Source organism: Streptomyces sp. NPDC002403, from assembly GCF_053593015.1.
Genome location: NZ_JBSFBQ010000071.1, coordinates 1 through 15,389, shown reverse-complemented (window position 1 = coordinate 15,389; position 15,389 = coordinate 1). Strand labels below are relative to the sequence as shown.

Annotated in this window: 12 protein-coding genes; 9 read left to right on the top strand and 3 right to left on the bottom strand. The window is 70.9% G+C overall.

Going from position 1 to position 15,389, the window contains the following annotated elements:
- Nucleotides 1-17 precede the first annotated feature (17 nt).
- From ACWCPY_RS38700 to ACWCPY_RS38685, 4 genes are all read left to right on the top strand, one after another.
- The gene (locus ACWCPY_RS38700) at nt 18-608 is read left to right on the top strand and encodes a DUF3090 domain-containing protein (protein WP_072484378.1); all 591 of its coding nucleotides are present in this window, start codon (nt 18-20) and stop codon (nt 606-608) included.
- Nucleotides 572-1,435 carry an SCO1664 family protein gene (locus ACWCPY_RS38695; RefSeq protein WP_451273187.1) on the top strand — a complete coding sequence of 288 codons (864 nt, stop codon included), beginning with the start codon at nt 572-574 and terminating at the stop codon, nt 1,433-1,435. The genes ACWCPY_RS38700 and ACWCPY_RS38695 overlap by 37 nt, the downstream gene beginning before the upstream one ends.
- A 153-nt stretch (nt 1,436-1,588) precedes the next feature.
- A complete protein-coding gene (gene mshC / locus ACWCPY_RS38690; RefSeq protein ID WP_451273185.1) occupies nt 1,589-2,818 on the top strand; it encodes a cysteine--1-D-myo-inosityl 2-amino-2-deoxy-alpha-D-glucopyranoside ligase in 1,230 nt (409 codons plus the stop codon).
- A 134-nt stretch (nt 2,819-2,952) separates the two neighbouring features.
- Nucleotides 2,953-5,997, top strand: coding sequence for an NPCBM/NEW2 domain-containing protein (locus tag ACWCPY_RS38685; RefSeq protein WP_451273183.1), 3,045 nt, complete (start codon nt 2,953-2,955; stop codon nt 5,995-5,997).
- An 81-nt stretch (nt 5,998-6,078) separates the two neighbouring features.
- Here ACWCPY_RS38685 and ACWCPY_RS38680 read toward each other — a convergent pair whose 3' ends face one another.
- Nucleotides 6,079-7,161: a PAC2 family protein gene (locus ACWCPY_RS38680; protein ID WP_451273181.1), complete on the bottom strand. Its 1,083-nt coding sequence runs from the start codon at nt 7,159-7,161 to the stop codon at nt 6,079-6,081.
- 256 nt (nt 7,162-7,417) lie between these two features.
- Here ACWCPY_RS38680 and ACWCPY_RS38675 point away from each other — a divergent pair, with 256 nt between their 5' ends.
- From ACWCPY_RS38675 to ACWCPY_RS38655, 5 genes are all read left to right on the top strand, one after another.
- A complete protein-coding gene (locus tag ACWCPY_RS38675) occupies nt 7,418-8,770 on the top strand; it encodes an L-fuconate dehydratase (RefSeq protein WP_451273179.1) in 1,353 nt (450 codons plus the stop codon).
- A complete protein-coding gene (locus ACWCPY_RS38670; RefSeq protein ID WP_362442540.1) occupies nt 8,767-9,546 on the top strand; it encodes an SDR family NAD(P)-dependent oxidoreductase in 780 nt (259 codons plus the stop codon). The genes ACWCPY_RS38675 and ACWCPY_RS38670 overlap by 4 nt, the downstream gene beginning before the upstream one ends.
- A 106-nt stretch (nt 9,547-9,652) precedes the next feature.
- Nucleotides 9,653-10,693 carry a sugar ABC transporter substrate-binding protein gene (locus tag ACWCPY_RS38665; RefSeq protein WP_451273177.1) on the top strand — a complete coding sequence of 347 codons (1,041 nt, stop codon included), beginning with the start codon at nt 9,653-9,655 and terminating at the stop codon, nt 10,691-10,693.
- A 2-nt stretch (nt 10,694-10,695) separates the two neighbouring features.
- Entirely contained in the window at nt 10,696-12,216 is a 1,521-nt protein-coding gene (locus ACWCPY_RS38660; RefSeq protein WP_451273175.1) for a sugar ABC transporter ATP-binding protein, read from the top strand.
- Complete coding sequence (locus ACWCPY_RS38655; RefSeq protein WP_451273173.1) at nt 12,213-13,265, top strand: ABC transporter permease; 1,053 nt, start codon at nt 12,213-12,215, stop codon at nt 13,263-13,265. Before ACWCPY_RS38660 ends, ACWCPY_RS38655 begins: the two co-directional genes overlap by 4 nt.
- Nucleotides 13,266-13,367: 102 nt before the next feature.
- Here the strand turns inward: ACWCPY_RS38655 and ACWCPY_RS38650 are convergent, their stop codons facing one another.
- Together ACWCPY_RS38650 and ACWCPY_RS38645 are read right to left on the bottom strand one after the other, a co-directional pair.
- Complete coding sequence (locus ACWCPY_RS38650; RefSeq protein WP_351086597.1) at nt 13,368-14,039, bottom strand: FadR/GntR family transcriptional regulator; 672 nt, start codon at nt 14,037-14,039, stop codon at nt 13,368-13,370.
- 130 nt (nt 14,040-14,169) lie between these two features.
- On the bottom strand, nt 14,170-15,228 hold the full coding sequence (locus ACWCPY_RS38645) for an LLM class flavin-dependent oxidoreductase (protein WP_451273170.1): 1,059 nt from the start codon (nt 15,226-15,228) through the stop codon (nt 14,170-14,172).
- Nucleotides 15,229-15,389 lie beyond the last annotated feature (161 nt).

Below are 15,389 nucleotides of genomic sequence, written 5' to 3'. Positions count from 1 at the left end.
CTCAAGGGAGACAGGACGTGTCCCGTCAGGTGTTCCTCTACGACCCCCCGGACCGCTTCGTGGCCGGTACGGTCGGGTTGCCTGGACGCCGTACGTTCTTCCTGCAGGCATCCTCAGGCGGACGTGTCACCAGCGTGGCCCTGGAGAAGACCCAGGTCGCCGCACTCGCCGAGCGGATCGACGAGCTGCTCGACGAAGTGGTGCGGCGGACCGGCGGAAACTCCCCGGTGCCCGCCGTGGCGCCGATGGACGTCACCGACACCGCGCCCCTGGACGTCCCCGTCGAGGAGGAGTTCCGGGTCGGCACGATGGCGCTCGCCTGGGACGGCGAGGAACAGCGCATGATCGTCGAGGCGCAGGCGCTGGTCGAGCTGGACGTGGACTCCGACGAGGACCTCGCCGAGGCCGAGGAGCGGCTGCTCCAGGACGAGGAGAACGGTCCGCCGATGCTCCGGGTCCGTCTCAGCGGCGCGCAGGCCCGGGCCTTCGCCAAACGGGCGCTGGACGTGGTGAACGCCGGGCGTCCGCCGTGCCCGCTGTGCAGCCTGCCGCTCGACCCGGAAGGACACGTATGCCCGCGCCAGAACGGATACCGTCGCGGAGCCTGACCGGCACCGAGCTGGTCGCCCTGCTCGCCGAGGGGGAGCTCACCGTCCTCGGACAGATACGCGGGGCCTCCAACGCCGTGCTGTACTGCACGGTCGCGCGCGACGGCGAGGAGGCGGCCTGCGTCTACAAGCCCGTGGCCGGCGAACAGCCCCTGTGGGACTTCCCGGACGGCACGCTCGCCGCGCGCGAGGTAGCCGCCTACGAGATCTCCGAGGCCACCGGCTGGGGCCTCGTGCCGCCCACCGTGCTGCGGGACGGTCCGTACGGCGAGGGCATGTGCCAGCTGTGGATCGAGGCGGAACCCCAGGACGCAGAGGGTGACGAGGACGACGGGGCGGCCGAGCCGCCGCTGCTCGCACTGGTCGAGGACGAGGAGCCCGGGGAGGGCTGGAAGGCCGTCGCCCACGCCGAGGTCGGCGGGGGGAGAACGGCCCTGCTGGTCCACGCGGACGACGCGCGGCTGCGACGGCTGGCCGTCCTCGACGCCGTGATCAACAACGGCGACCGCAAGGGCGGCCACCTGCTGCCCGCGCCCGGCGGCCGGCTCTACGGCATCGACCACGGTGTGACCTTCAACGCCGACGACAAGCTGCGCACGCTGCTCTGGGGGTGGGCGGGGGAGCCGCTGACGGCCGAGGCCGTCGAGGTCGTCGAGCGGCTGGGTACGGAACTCGCGCCCGGGACCCCGCTCGTCACCCGGCTGGGCGAGCTGATCACCGAAGTCGAGATCGAGGCGTTGCGGGCCCGCGTGGCGGGGCTGAGGGCGACGGGGCGGCACCCGGAGCCGAGCGGTCAATGGCCGTCGATCCCCTGGCCGCCGGTCTGAGCGGCCAGGGGTTGCGCCGTGTCCGAGGGGGCGGAGCGCGGTTCCGGGACCGCCCCCGGAAGCAGATGGGGCCGCACGGCGCAAGAGCGCCTCTTCGGACAGGATCCGGTATCCGGTTCGTATCCGGAACGTGCATCCGGTTACGCTCGTGGCATGCATGCCTGGCCCGCTTCTGAGGTCCCCGCCCTGCCTGGCAAGGGCCGCGACCTTCGGATCCACGACACCGCGACCGGCGGACGGATCACCCTTGACCCCGGTCCCGTCGCCCGCATCTACGTCTGCGGCATCACGCCGTACGACGCGACCCACATGGGTCATGCGGCGACCTACAACGCGTTCGACCTCGTTCAGCGCGTGTGGCTCGACACCAAGCGGCAGGTTCACTACGTCCAGAACGTGACCGACGTGGACGACCCGCTGCTGGAGCGGGCCGTGCGCGACGGGCAGGACTGGACCGAGCTCGCCGAGCGCGAGACGGCCCTGTTCCGCGAGGACATGACTGCCCTTCGCATGCTTCCGCCGAAGCACTACATCGGTGCCGTGGAGGCGATACCCGGCATCGTTCCGCTCGTGGAACGGCTCCGCGACGCGGGCGCCGCCTATGAACTCGACGGCGATGTGTACTTCTCCGTCGAGACCGACCCGCACTTCGGCGGGGTCTCCCACCTCGACGCCGAGGCGATGCGGCTGCTCTCCGCCGAGCGCGGCGGAGACCCGGAGCGCCCCGGCAAGAAGAACCCCCTCGACCCGATGCTCTGGATGGCCGCCCGCGACGGCGAGCCGAGCTGGGACGGTGCCTCGCTCGGCCCCGGCCGGCCCGGCTGGCACATCGAGTGCGTCGCCATCGCCCTGGACCACCTCGGGATGGGCTTCGACGTGCAGGGCGGCGGGTCCGACCTCGCCTTCCCGCACCACGAGATGGGTGCCTCGCACGCCCAGGTGCTGACCGGCGAGTACCCCTTCGCCCAGGCCTATGTGCACGCCGGAATGGTCGCCCTGGACGGCGAGAAGATGTCGAAGTCCCGGGGCAACCTGGTCTTCGTCTCGAAGCTGCGCCGCGACGGTGTGGACCCGGCGGCGATCCGGCTGGCGCTGCTGTCCCACCACTACCGGTCCGACTGGGAGTGGACGGACCAGGTGCTCGCCGACGCGGTGGAGCGGCTCGCCCGGTGGCGGTCCGCGGTCTCCCGCCCCGACGGTCTGCCCGCCGAGGCCCTGGTCGAGGAGGTCCGCGAGGCCCTCGCCGACGATCTGGACGCGCCGGCCGCGCTGGCCGCCGTGGACCGCTGGGCCGAGCGACAGAACGCCGAGGGCGGTACGGACGAGGGCGCGCCCGGCCTCGTCTCGCGCACCGTCGACGCGCTGCTGGGCGTCGCGCTGTAGCGCCGCCCGGGGTGGCAACCCGCTGATATCCACCGGACGTTCCGGACGAACCGGCCTTGGACTTCTCGACGAAGTTCAGGGCCGGTTCCGTTTTGTCCATGGTCAAGTGCTCGATGCTGCGCTAAAAGCGCTCTATGCAATCATCAACGCGCATCAGAACGGCGGCAGTTGCAGCCTTGCTGGGGTTGCTCGCCGTCTTCTCGGGCCCCGGCGCGGCCCAGGCCGGCGCCGCCGAACCGGACACCACGGTCGGTGATCTCACCGGATTCTCCGCCGACGGAGCCGTCTACCATTTGAAGGCCGGCGCCGCCGAGGCGCGGGTCAGCTTCGTCTCCGCCGAGACCTTCCGTATCGAACTCGCCCCGGACGGCACGTTCTCGGACCCGGCCGGCGACGACATCGTCCTGCCGCAGGGAGCCCCGCCGCACACCCGGTGGAAGGAGCGGGGCGACCGCTACGAGCTCTCCACCGCCGATCTCACCCTGCGGGCCTACAAGTCGCCCCTGCGGTTCGCCCTGTACCGGGCGGACGGCACCCGGGTCTGGTCCGAGACCAAGGGGCTGAGCTGGAACGGCGAGCGGACCACCCAGACGCTGGCCCGCGGCGCGGACGAGCAGTTCTACGGCGCCGGCATGCAGAACGGCCGGGGCAACACCTCGCACCGCGACAGGACCGTCGAGGTCGGCGTCGACTACAACTGGGACGACGGCGGCCACCCCAACTCGGTGCCGTTCTACCTCTCCTCGGCCGGCTACGGCGTCTTCCGCAACACCTACGCGCCGAACACCTACGCCTTCACCGACCCGGTGACCGCCAGCGCGAAGGAGAAGCGTTTCGACGCCTACTACTTCGCGGGCGGCAGCGCCAAGGACGTCATCGGGCAGTACACGAAGCTCACCGGCAAGCCCTTCCTGCCGCCGGTGTACGGAATGGAGATCGGCGACGCGGACTGCTACCTCCACAACGCCAACCGCGGCGAGCGCCACACCCTGGACGCCCTGAAGGTCGCCGACGGCTACGTCGAGAACGACATGCCGAACGGCTGGATGCTCGTCAACGACGGCTACGGTTGCGGCCACGAGGACCTCGTTGAGACCGCCAAGGGCCTCCAGGACCGCGGGATGCAGCTCGGCCTGTGGACCGAGGACGGCATCGACAAGATCGCCGACCAGGTCAAGGCCGGCCAGCGGGTCGCCAAGCTGGACGTCGCCTGGGTCGGCGCCGGCTACAAGTTCGCCCTGGACGGCTGCAAGGACGCGTACCAGGGCATCGAGGACAACAGCGACGCCCGCGGCTTCACCTACGCACCCGAGAGCTGGGCGGGCGCGCAGCGCTGCGGAGTGCAGTGGTCCGGGGACCAGTACGGCACCTGGGACTACATCCGCTGGCAGATCCCGACCTACGCGGGCGCCACGATGTCCGGCCTCGCCTACACCACCGGCGACGTCGACGGCATCTTCGGCGGCAGCGCCAAGACGTACACCCGTGACCTCCAGTGGAAGATGTTCCTGGGGACCACGATGACGATGGACGGCTGGGCGGCCAGCGACAAGCAGCCCTTCCGGTACGGGGAGCCGTACACCACCATCAACCGCGACTACCTCAAGCTCAAGGAGTCGCTGCTGCCCTACCAGTACTCCTACGCGCACGAGGCGACGAAGACCGGCGTCGGCATGGTCCGCCCGCTCGTCCTCGAGTACCCGGACGACCCGAAGGCGGCGACGGACGCGGCGAAGTACGAGTTCATGTCCGGCGAGGACTTCCTCGTCGCACCCGTCTACCAGGACAGCACCGAGCGCGACGGCATCTACCTGCCGAAGGGCACCTGGACCGACTACTGGAGCGGGCGGACGTACGAGGGGCCGGTCACCCTCGACGACTACAGCGCCCCGCTCGACACCCTGCCGCTGTTCGTCAAGGGCGGTGCCAGCGTGCCGATGTGGCCCGGCATCCGCTCGTACGAGGACCGCACGGCCGGCTCCCCGCTCGCCTGGGACATCTACCCGCAGGGCAGGTCGTCCTTCACGCTGTACGAGGACGACGGAGTCACCCGGCAGCACCGCGACGGCAAGTACGCCACCCAGCGGGCCGACGTGGACGCACCGGTCCGGGGCGCGGGCGACGTGACCGTGCGGATCGGCGCGAGCGAGGGGAAGTTCACGGGCAAGCAGAGCACGCGCCCGTACGAGTTCACCGTGCACACCGGCTCCGCCCCGAGCGCGGTCGAGCTCGGCGGGAAGCTGCCCCGGCTGGGCTCCGCCGCCGCGTACAAGGCCGCGAAGCAGGGCTGGTGGTACGACCGGGACGACCGCGGCGGGGTCGTGAAGATCAAGACCGCACCGCTGTCCACCGGCAAGAAGTTCACCGTGAAGCTGAAGGGCACCAGCGCGGTCGGCGGGCGGCACGCCGCGGCCGGCGCCGTGGTCTCGGCCCCGTCCGGGCAGGAGGTCGGCGCCGGGGCGGAGGCCACCGTCGCCGTCGATGTCACCGCGGGCAGTGCCGATGTGACGGACGCCCAGGTCGGCCTGGAGGCCCCCGCGGGCTGGCAGGTCGCCCGCACCGCGACGGTGGACCGGATCCCGGCGGGCACCACCCGGCGGGTCGAGGTGTCCCTCACTCCCGCCAAGGACGCCACGGCGGGAGAGGCGCGGATCACCGCGCTCGTCCGCTACCGCTCGGCCGGCGAATCCAGGACCGCCACGCAGCGGTTCGCGACCGGGGTGATGCCGCCGCCGCCCACCGGTGAGGCCTGGGCGAGCGACCTGGTGTGGCTGAAGTCCACCAACGGTTACGGACCGGCCGAACGGGACCGCAGCAACGGCGAGTCCGGCGCGAGCGACGGGCACCCGCTGACCCTCGCCGGGAAGACGTACGAGAAGGGGATCGGTACCCACGCCGACTCCGACATCGAGGTCTATCTCGGCGGGCGCTGCACCGCGTTCACCGCCGACGCGGGGATCGACGACGAGATCAACGGCTACGGCGAGGTGGCCTTCTCCGTCGAGGCGGACGGCAAGGTGCTGTGGACCTCGCCGAAGGTGACCGGGGCCTCGGCGACCGTACCGGTCGACGTGAAGCTCGACGGTGCGCGCCATGTGCACCTGAAGGTCACGGACACCAACGGTTCGAAGACCGGTGACCACGGGGACTGGGCGGCGGCCCGGTTCAGCTGTTCCTGAATGTCGCGGACCGTACGGGAGCGCCGGGCGGCGATGTGTCCGCCCGGCGCTCCACCGGTCGGGCCGGCCCTCCCGGGAGCGTCAGTCCTCCGGGGAGTCCTCCGACGAATCCTGCGGGCCGTCGCCGTCAACGCTGTCGTCGCCCTCCCGGCCGCCCGGCGGCTTCCGGCCGGTGCCGCCCCCGGGCGGTGTGCCGGGTCCGGTGCCGCCCCCGGTCTCGGGGCGCAGCGGTTTCGGCGGACGGGTGCGGCCGCTGGAGGTGTCGCGGAGGTACGAGGTGTCGCCGCTCTCCGTCGCGTGCCCGCCCGGTGCCTGGCCCGGACCGATGTCCCTGCGGCGCAGATAGCGCTCGAACTCGCGGGCGATGGCCTCGCCGCTGGCCTCGGGAAGCTCGGCGGTGTCCCGGGCCTCCTCCAGCGTCTGCACGTACTCGGCCACTTCGCTGTCCTCGGCGGCCAGTTGGTCGACGCCGAGCTGCCAGGCGCGCGCGTCCTCGGGCAGTTCGCCCAGCGGGATGCGCACACCGATGAGATCCTCCAGCCGGTTCAGCAGCGCGAGCGTGGCCTTCGGGTTGGGCGGCTGCGACACGTAGTGCGGCACCGCCGCCCACAGGCTCACCGCGGGCACGCCCGCGTGCGTGCACGCCTCCTGGAGGATGCCGACGATGCCCGTCGGTCCCTCGTACCTGGTCTCCTCCAGGTCCATGGTCCGCGCCAGGTCCGGGTCGGAGGTGACCCCGCTGACCGGCACCGGGCGGGTGTGCGGGGTGTCGCCGAGCAGGGCGCCCAGGACCACCACCATCTCCACCCCCAGCTCATGGGCGAAACCCAGGATCTCGTTGCAGAACGAGCGCCAGCGCATGGATGGCTCGATACCGCGGACCAGGACGAGATCGCGGGGCTTGTCCCCGCCGACGCGGACCACGGAGAGCCGGGTGGTCGGCCAGGTGATCTTGCGCACCCCGCCGTCCAGCCAGAGCGTCGGCCGGTTGACCTGGAAGTCGTAGTAGTCCTCGGCGTCCAGCGCCGCGAACACCTCGCCCTTCCACTCCCGGTCCAGGTGGGCCACCGCCGTGGAGGCGGCGTCCCCTGCGTCGTTCCATCCCTCGAACGCGGCCACCATGACCGGGTCGATCAGCTCGGGAACCCCCTCGAGCTCGATCACCCAGGCCTCCTTCCGAAGTTCCCTTGTGTACCCATCAACCTTACGGCTTCCGGCCACTCGTGCCGCAGCCTCCGCGCACAGCCGGGTGAACCCGGTCCACGAGGGTGCATCACCGGTCGAATCAGGGCATCAGATTGTGGATACATCCGAGCTGTGTCCGGCAAATTTCGATCAAGCCCTGGACGTTGGCGCGTTGGTGGCGCTATACATCGGATGACCAGAACAGAGGTCCGATGTTATTCCCCTGGGGGCGCACATGAGTCAGACCGTCACGGATTTCGAGGTCCACGACATCCGTTTCCCGACCTCGGAACAACTGGACGGCTCGGACGCCATGAACCCCGATCCCGACTACTCGGCTGCCTACGTCGTGCTGCGTACCGATGTCCCCGAGCGCACGGACGGTCCGGACAGCGCCGGCGGCGGCATCGAGGGACATGGCTTCTGCTTCACCATCGGGCGCGGCAACGAGGTGATGGCCGCCGCCATCGACGCGCTGCGCCCCTACCTGGTGGGGCGCCCGGCGCCCCGCACCGCGGCCGATCTCGCCGCACTGCACCGCGAGCTCACCCACGACTCCCAACTGCGCTGGCTCGGCCCGGAGAAGGGCGTGATGCACATGGCGGCCGGCGCGGTCGTCAACGCCGCCTGGGACCTGGCGGCCAAGCTGGCGGGCCGGCCCGTCTGGGAGTTCCTCGCCGGGATGACGCCCGAGGAACTCGTCTCCCTCGTCGACTTCCGCTACCTCAGCGACGCCCTCACCCCCGACGAGGCCCTGGCCATCCTGCGGGCCGCCGAACCGGGCCGGGCCGAGCGCGCCGAACGGCTGCGCGCCGAGGGGTACCCGGCGTACACCACCTCGCCCGGCTGGCTGGGCTACAGCGACGACAAGCTGGTCAGGCTGGCCAAGGAGGCCGTTGCCGACGGCTTCACCCAGATCAAGCTGAAGGTCGGCGGCAGCCTCCACGACGACGTCCGCAGGCTCGCCCTGGCCCGCGACGCGGTCGGCCCCGGCATCCGGATCGCCGTCGACGCCAACCAGCGCTGGGACGTCGCGGACGCGGTCGAGTGGATGACCGCGCTCGCCCCGTACGACCCGCACTGGATCGAGGAACCGACCAGCCCCGACGACATCCTCGGCCACGCCGCCGTCCGGGCCGGACAGCCGGTCAAGGTCGCCACCGGCGAACACGTCGCCAACCGGGTCGTGTTCAAGCAGCTGCTCCAGGCCGGCGCCGTCGACTTCGTCCAGATCGACGCGGCCCGTGTCGCGGGCGTCAACGAGAACCTCGCGATCCTGCTGCTCGCCGCGAAGTACGGCGTTCCGGTCTGCCCGCACGCGGGCGGGGTAGGACTCTGCGAGCTGGTGCAGCACCTCTCGATGTTCGACTACGTGGCGGTCTCCGGCAGCCGGGACAACCGCGTGATCGAGTACGTCGACCATCTCCACGAGCACTTCGCCGACCCCACCGTGATCGAGGCCGGCCGCTACACCGCGCCGAGCTCCCCGGGCTTCTCCGCCCGGATGCTCCCCGAGTCGATCGCCGCACACCGCTACCCGGAGGGCGCCGTATGGCAGGCCCGCCGCGCCGAGGAGGCCAACCGATGACCACAACGAGCGACTTCGAGGGAATGGGTGCCCTGGTCACGGGCGGTGCCTCCGGCATCGGGGCCGCCGTCGCGACCATGCTGCTGGCGCGCGGCGCACGGGTGGCCGTACTGGACCGGGAGACCGCCGGCGCCCCCGCGGGCGCCCTCGCCGTCAAGGCGGACGTCACCGACGACGACGCCGTGCGCGAGGCGGTCGACCGGGCCGCCGCCGAACTCGGCGCACTGCACACCGTCGTCTCCAACGCGGGCATCGGCTCCATCGGCACGGTCGAGGACAACGCCGACGACGAGTGGACCCGGGTCCTGGACATCAATGTCCTCGGCATGGTCCGCACCGCCCGGCACGCCCTGCCCCATCTGCGGCGCGCCGCGGCCGACCGCCCCGGCGCCGTCTCGATCACCCAGACCTGCTCCATCGCGGCCACCGCCGGGCTGCCGCAGCGCGCCCTGTACAGCGCGAGCAAGGGCGCGGTCCTCTCGCTGACCCTGGCGATGGCCGCCGACCACGTCCGCGAGGGCATCCGGGTCAACTGCGTCAACCCCGGCACCGCGGACACCCCGTGGATCGGCCGGCTCCTCGGCCGGGCCGACGACCCGGACGCCGAGCGGGCCGCGCTCAACGCCCGCCAGCCGCTGGGACGACTGGTGTCGGCCGACGAGGTCGCCGCCGCGATCGTCTACCTCGCGAGCCCCGCCGCCGCCTCGGTCACCGGCACGGCCCTGGCCGTCGACGGCGGCATGCAGGGGCTGCGCCTGCGCCCCGCCGAGAGCTGACCGGGGGAGCGGCCCGGGCCGCTCCATGGGCCGCACCCCCGCGCACGATGCACCTCCGCTTTGCCGACAGAGCTCCGAGCCGGTACTCACAAAGGACGGGACCCCAATGAGAGTGCGTACGACGAGTGCGGCGGCCTGCGCCGTACTGCTGGCAGTCACCGCCCTCGCGGGCTGCAACCGCGAGTCGACCGCCGACGGCGCGGGCGGCGGGAAGGTCGGGATCGACCTGCCGCGCAGCGACAGCGACTTCTGGAACTCGTACCAGAACTACGTGGAGAAGGGCGTCAAGGAGGGCGAGGTCAAGGCGCTGCCGCTGACCAACTCGCAGAACGACATCGGCAAGCTGGTCGCCAACGTCCAGACCTTCACCGACCAGGGTGCCAAGGCCGTCGTCATGGCGCCGCAGGACACCGGCGCCATCGCCGAGTCGCTCAACACGCTGAACGAGAAGAAGATCCCGGTCGTCAGCGTCGACACCCGCCCCGACAAGGGCGACATCTACATGGTGGTGCGCGCCGACAACAAGGCGTACGGCACCAACGCCTGCAAGTACCTCGGCGAGCAGCTGAAGGGCAAGGGCAAGGTCGTCGAGTTCCAGGGCGACCTCTCCTCGATCAACGGCCGCGACCGGTCCGAGGCGTTCAAGGCCTGCATGGACAAGGACTTCCCCGGCATCAAGGTCTTCGAGCTGGCCACCGACTGGAAGGGCGACGTCGCCTCCGCCAAGCTCCAGGCCACCCTGGCCGCCAACCCCGACATCAACGGCATCTACATGCAGGCCGGCGGTGTCTTCCTGCAGCCCACCCTCGCCCTCCTGGAGCAGAAGAAGCTGCTGAAGCCAGCCGGCACGCCGGGCCACATCACGATCATCTCCAACGACGGCATCCCCGAGGAGTTCGACGCCATCAAGGCCGGGAAGATCGACGCGACGATCTCCCAGCCGGCCGACCTGTACGCGAAGTACGCGCTGTACTACGCCAAGGCGGCCCTGGACGGCAAGACCTTCAAGGAAGGCCCCACCGACCACGACTCCAACATCATCAAGATCCCGAACGGCTTCGAGGACCAGCTCCCCGCGCCGCTGGTGACCAAGGACAACGTCGACGACCCGAAGCTGTGGGCCAACCAGCTGGAGAAGAAGAGCTAGCCATGGACCAGGCACCACCTGCCGTACAGGCGGAAGGCGTTGTCAAACGCTTCGGGCCCACCGTGGCGCTCGACGGGGTCCGGCTCACCGTGCAGCCGGGTGAGTCCCACGCCCTGGTCGGACGCAACGGCGCGGGCAAGTCGACGCTGGTCAGCGTCCTGACCGGACTCCACAAGGCGGACGCGGGCACGGTCGCCTTCGGCGGGGAGCCCGCGCCCGCCTTCGGTGACACCGCGGCCTGGCAGTCCAGGATCGCCTGCGTCTACCAGAAGTCCATGGTCGTACCGGACCTGACCGTCGCGGAGAACCTCTTCCTCAACCGCTTCGACGACAACGCCCGCTGGATCAGCTGGGGGAAGCTCCGCAGACGCGCCGAGCGGCTGCTGGCCGACTACGGCGTCCAGGTCGATCCCGGCACCCGGGCACGTGATCTCGCCGTCGAGCAGCGGCAGTTCGTCGAGATAGCCCGGGCGCTGTCCTTCGGTGCCCGGCTGATCGTGCTGGACGAGCCGACCGCCCAGCTCGACGCCCGGGGCATCGGACGGCTCTTCGACAAGCTGCGCGAACTGCAGGCCCAGGGAGTGGCGTTCCTCTTCATCTCCCACCACCTGCAGGAGGTGTACGAACTGTGCACGGCGGTCACCGTCTACCGCGACGCCCGCCATGTGCTGACCGCCCCGGTCGCCGACATCGCCAAGGCGGAGCTGGTGGCGGCGATGACCGGCGAGCAGTCCGCCGGCGTCACCGCCTGGCACGCGGGCGGTGACGGTGCCGCGGCACCGGACGGGTCGGCCGAACCCGTGCTGCGTACCGAAGGACTCACCGTCCAGGGCCAGTTCGAACCACTGGACCTGGAGGTCCGTCCCGGCGAGGTGCTCGGCCTCGCCGGTTCGGCGGCCAGTGGCAACACGGCCCTGGGCGAGACCCTGGCCGGTATGCGGAAGGCGGGCGGCGGCACGGTCCGCGTGCACGGCAGGGCCGTGCGCTCCGGCAGCGTGCCGCACGCGCTGGACGCCGGGATCGGCTACATCCCCGAGGACCGGCACGACCAGGGGCTCGTCCTGGAACGCAGCGTCGCCGAGAACGCCACCCTCACGGTCACCGACCAGCTCGGCCCGTGGGGGACCGTACTGCCTTCCCGTACCAGGGAGTTCGCGCGCTCGATGATCGCCTCGCTGGACATCAAGACACAGGGGCCCGAACAGCCCGTCTCCGGACTCTCCGGCGGCAACCAGCAGAAGGTGGTGGTCGCCCGCGCGCTGGCCCGCGAGCCGAGCGTGCTGGTGGCCGTCCGGCCCACCGCGGGCGTGGACATCAAGTCCAAGGACTCGCTGCTCGGAGTCGTGCGACGGGTCGCCGACGAAGGGAACGCCGCAGTGATCATCTCGGACGAGCTGGACGATCTGCGGGTCTGCGACCGGGTGCTCGCCCTGTTCCACGGACGCGTGGTCGCGACATTCGCAAGCGGGTGGAACGACGGGGAGCTCGTCGCCGCCATGGAAGGTGTGGGGGAGAGGGAATGACCGGCACGGTACGGCCCCTGGCGGCCGACGGCATCGACAGCGGACCGAAGGGCTCCCCGACCGGCGAGAGGCCGCTGGACCGGCTGAAGCTGATCCGATGGAGCGACTTCTCGCTGGTGCCGGTGATCCTGGTGCTGATGCTGATCGGGTTCATCGTCTCGCCGGTGTTCCTGACCTCCGAGAACCTGATCAGTGTCGTCCAGCAGTCCTCCGAGCTGAGCCTGCTGGTGCTGGGCCAGGCGCTGATCCTGATCTGCGGACGGATGGACCTGTCCCTGGAGTCGACGATCGGCATCGCCCCGGTCGTCGCGATGTGGCTGGTGCTGCCCGCCGAGGGCGGCCGCTTCGCGGGCCTCGGCCTGCTGCCCACCTGGTCGGCGATCCCGCTCTGCCTGCTGGTGGGCCTCGCCATCGGCGCGGTCAACGGCTTCCTGATGCTGAAGCTGAGGGTCAACGGCTTCATCGCCACGCTCGGCATGCTCACCATGCTGCGCGGCCTCCACATCGGGATCACCGAGGGCAAGTCCATCACCGACGTACCGGAGTCCTTCCGCTACCTCGGCAAGAGCGAGTGGCTCGGCGCACCGGCCGCCGTGTGGATCTGCCTGGCCCTGTTCGCCGTCGGCGGCGCCGCGCTTGCCTGGCTGCGCCACGGGCGCTCGCTGTACGCCATCGGCGGCAACCCGGAGGCGGCGCGGGCCGCGGGCATCCGGGTGGACCGGGTCACCTGGATCGTGCTGGCCATCGGCGGCCTGCTGGCGGCCTTCGCGGGCATCCTCTACACCGGCCACTACGGATCGGTCGCGGCGACCCAGGGCAACGGCTGGATCTTCCAGGTGTTCGCCGCGGCGGTCATCGGCGGCATCAGCCTCAAGGGCGGCCGCGGCACCCTGTTCGGCGCGCTGACCGGTGTGCTGACGCTCCAGCTGGTGGTCAACGTGATGACCCTCGGCGGCGTTCCGGCGCTGTGGAACCAGTTCCTCAACGGCGCGATCATCATCGTCGCCCTGGTCATCTCCCGCTTCGCGAGCGGCGAGAAGCAGGACTGAGGGTTTCCGGCCCCGCCGGCGTTCGAGGCGCGGGGTCCGGGGCGGAGCCCCCGGTCAAGGGAAGGGGCGGGTCGGGGAACACCCCCACCCGCCCCACCTCTGTCACAGCGTCGACCGCAACCACTGCTCCACGCTCGCCACATGCACCGTCGCCCACGCCCGCGCCGCCTCCGCGTCCCGGTCCCGCAGCGCCGACACGATCGCCCGGTGCTCGTGCAGTGTCCGGGTGACCGCGTCCTCCTGCGTCAGCCCGCGCCAGATCCGCGCCCGGGTCGTCGGCCCCGACAGCCCGTCGAGCAGCGAGCAGAGCACCGAGTTCCCGGACGACTGCACGATGCCGCGGTGGAACTCCAGATCACTGGCGACCAGCTCCTCCACCGAGGGCTGCGCCCCCAGTGCGTCCAACTGCGAGCTGAGCACGTCCAGTTGGGCCTCGCTGATCCGGGTGGCAGCCATCGCCGTCGCGGCGGGCTCCAGGATCCTGCGGACCGCGAGGAACTCCAGCACCGTGTCGTCGCGGTGGAAGTCCACCACGAAACTCAGCGCCTCCAGGAGCAACTGCGGATCGAGGCTGGTCACGTACGTGCCGTCGCCCTGGCGCACATCGAGGATGCGGATCAGCGAAAGGGCCCGCACCGCCTCGCGGAGCGAGTTGCGGGAGAGACCGAGTTCCGCCGCGAGTTCGCTCTCCTTGGGGAGCCGGTCGCCGGGGCGCAGCGCACCCGAGACGATCATTCCCTTGATCTTCTCGATCGCCTCGTCGGTGACAGCCATGACGGTCCTCCTGGATCCGGACTGGAATCAGACATCCGATGTATCCCTTCATTATGCGGGTCGGATGAGCCGGATGGGCCAGGCCTTGCGCAGGCCGCCCCGGGTGAGGGCCCGGCGGACGTCCGCCGGGTCAGTCCCAGAGGGCGGACGGCGCCTCGCGGCGTACCACCGGAGCGATCTCCTCGGCGAACCGCTGGAGCGTCTCGGCCTGCTCGCCCCGGCCCTGACCGAAGCCGTCCACGCTCACCGACTGGAGGTCGTGCCCGTACACCTCGTGCCAGCCGAGGATCTTATCGATGATCTGCTGCGGGCTGCCGATCAGCTGCGGCCCGTCCGCGATGGCCTCCTCGATCGTCCGGAACGGGGTGTTGTAGCCGGCCCGTCCCGCCAGATGCGGCCGGAAGGACTGCGCAACCTTCGCCTCGTACAGCTCCTTGTACCTTTCCACGGCCTGCTGCGAACTGTCGGCGATCAGCAGCCCGCCCGATCCCGCCGCCACATGCGCGCGGGCCGGATCGTGGCCGTACGCCTCGAAGCGCTCCCGGTAGTGGTCGATCAGCCGGGCGTATGCCGCACGAGGCTGGATGGCATTGGCGGTGAACAGCGGATCGCCGTGACGCGCCGCCAGTTCGGGGGAGTCGATGCTGGTCGCCGAGCCGTGCCAGACGCGAGGCGGCCCCGCGTACGGGCGCGGCAGGGTCGTCGTGTTCTTCAGCGCGGGCCGGAACTCGCCCTCCCAGTCCACGCCCTCCTCGCTCCAGAGCCGCCGCAGCAACTCGTACTTCTCCCGCTGGAGGTCCCACTGCCGCTCCTCGTCGAGCCCGAAGAGGTCGAAGTGACCGGCTTCCGCGCCCTTTCCGACGACGAGCTCGATGCGGCCCCTGGAGATCTGGTCGAGCGTCGCGAAGTCCTCGGCCACCCGCACCGGATCGAGGATCGCGACGACCGTGACACCGGTCAGCAGCCGGATGGTGGAGGTACGGGCGGCCAGCGCGCCGAGCACCACGCTCGGGCTGGACGAGAGGAAGGGGCCGGCGTGCCGTTCGCCGATCGCGTACGCGTCGAAACCCAGCCGTTCCGCGACGACGCCGGTTTCGATCACTTCCTGGAACCGCTCGGCGGGGGAGGGGAGCCGGTGGTCGAGCGGGTGCGGGGCGTGGCCGATGAGGGAGAGCACGGAGAACTTCATGGCTCAACTGTCCTCGCGCCGTATTGCACCCGTATGGCGGCCGTATGGCGCGTTCACCGGACCGGGGCGCCCCTGCACGGCCAGTTCGCCGAGCTGACGCAACGCGATGTGCGCAACTTCCTCCTGTCCCTGATCGTCGGCGCGGTATTCGGCCACCGCCC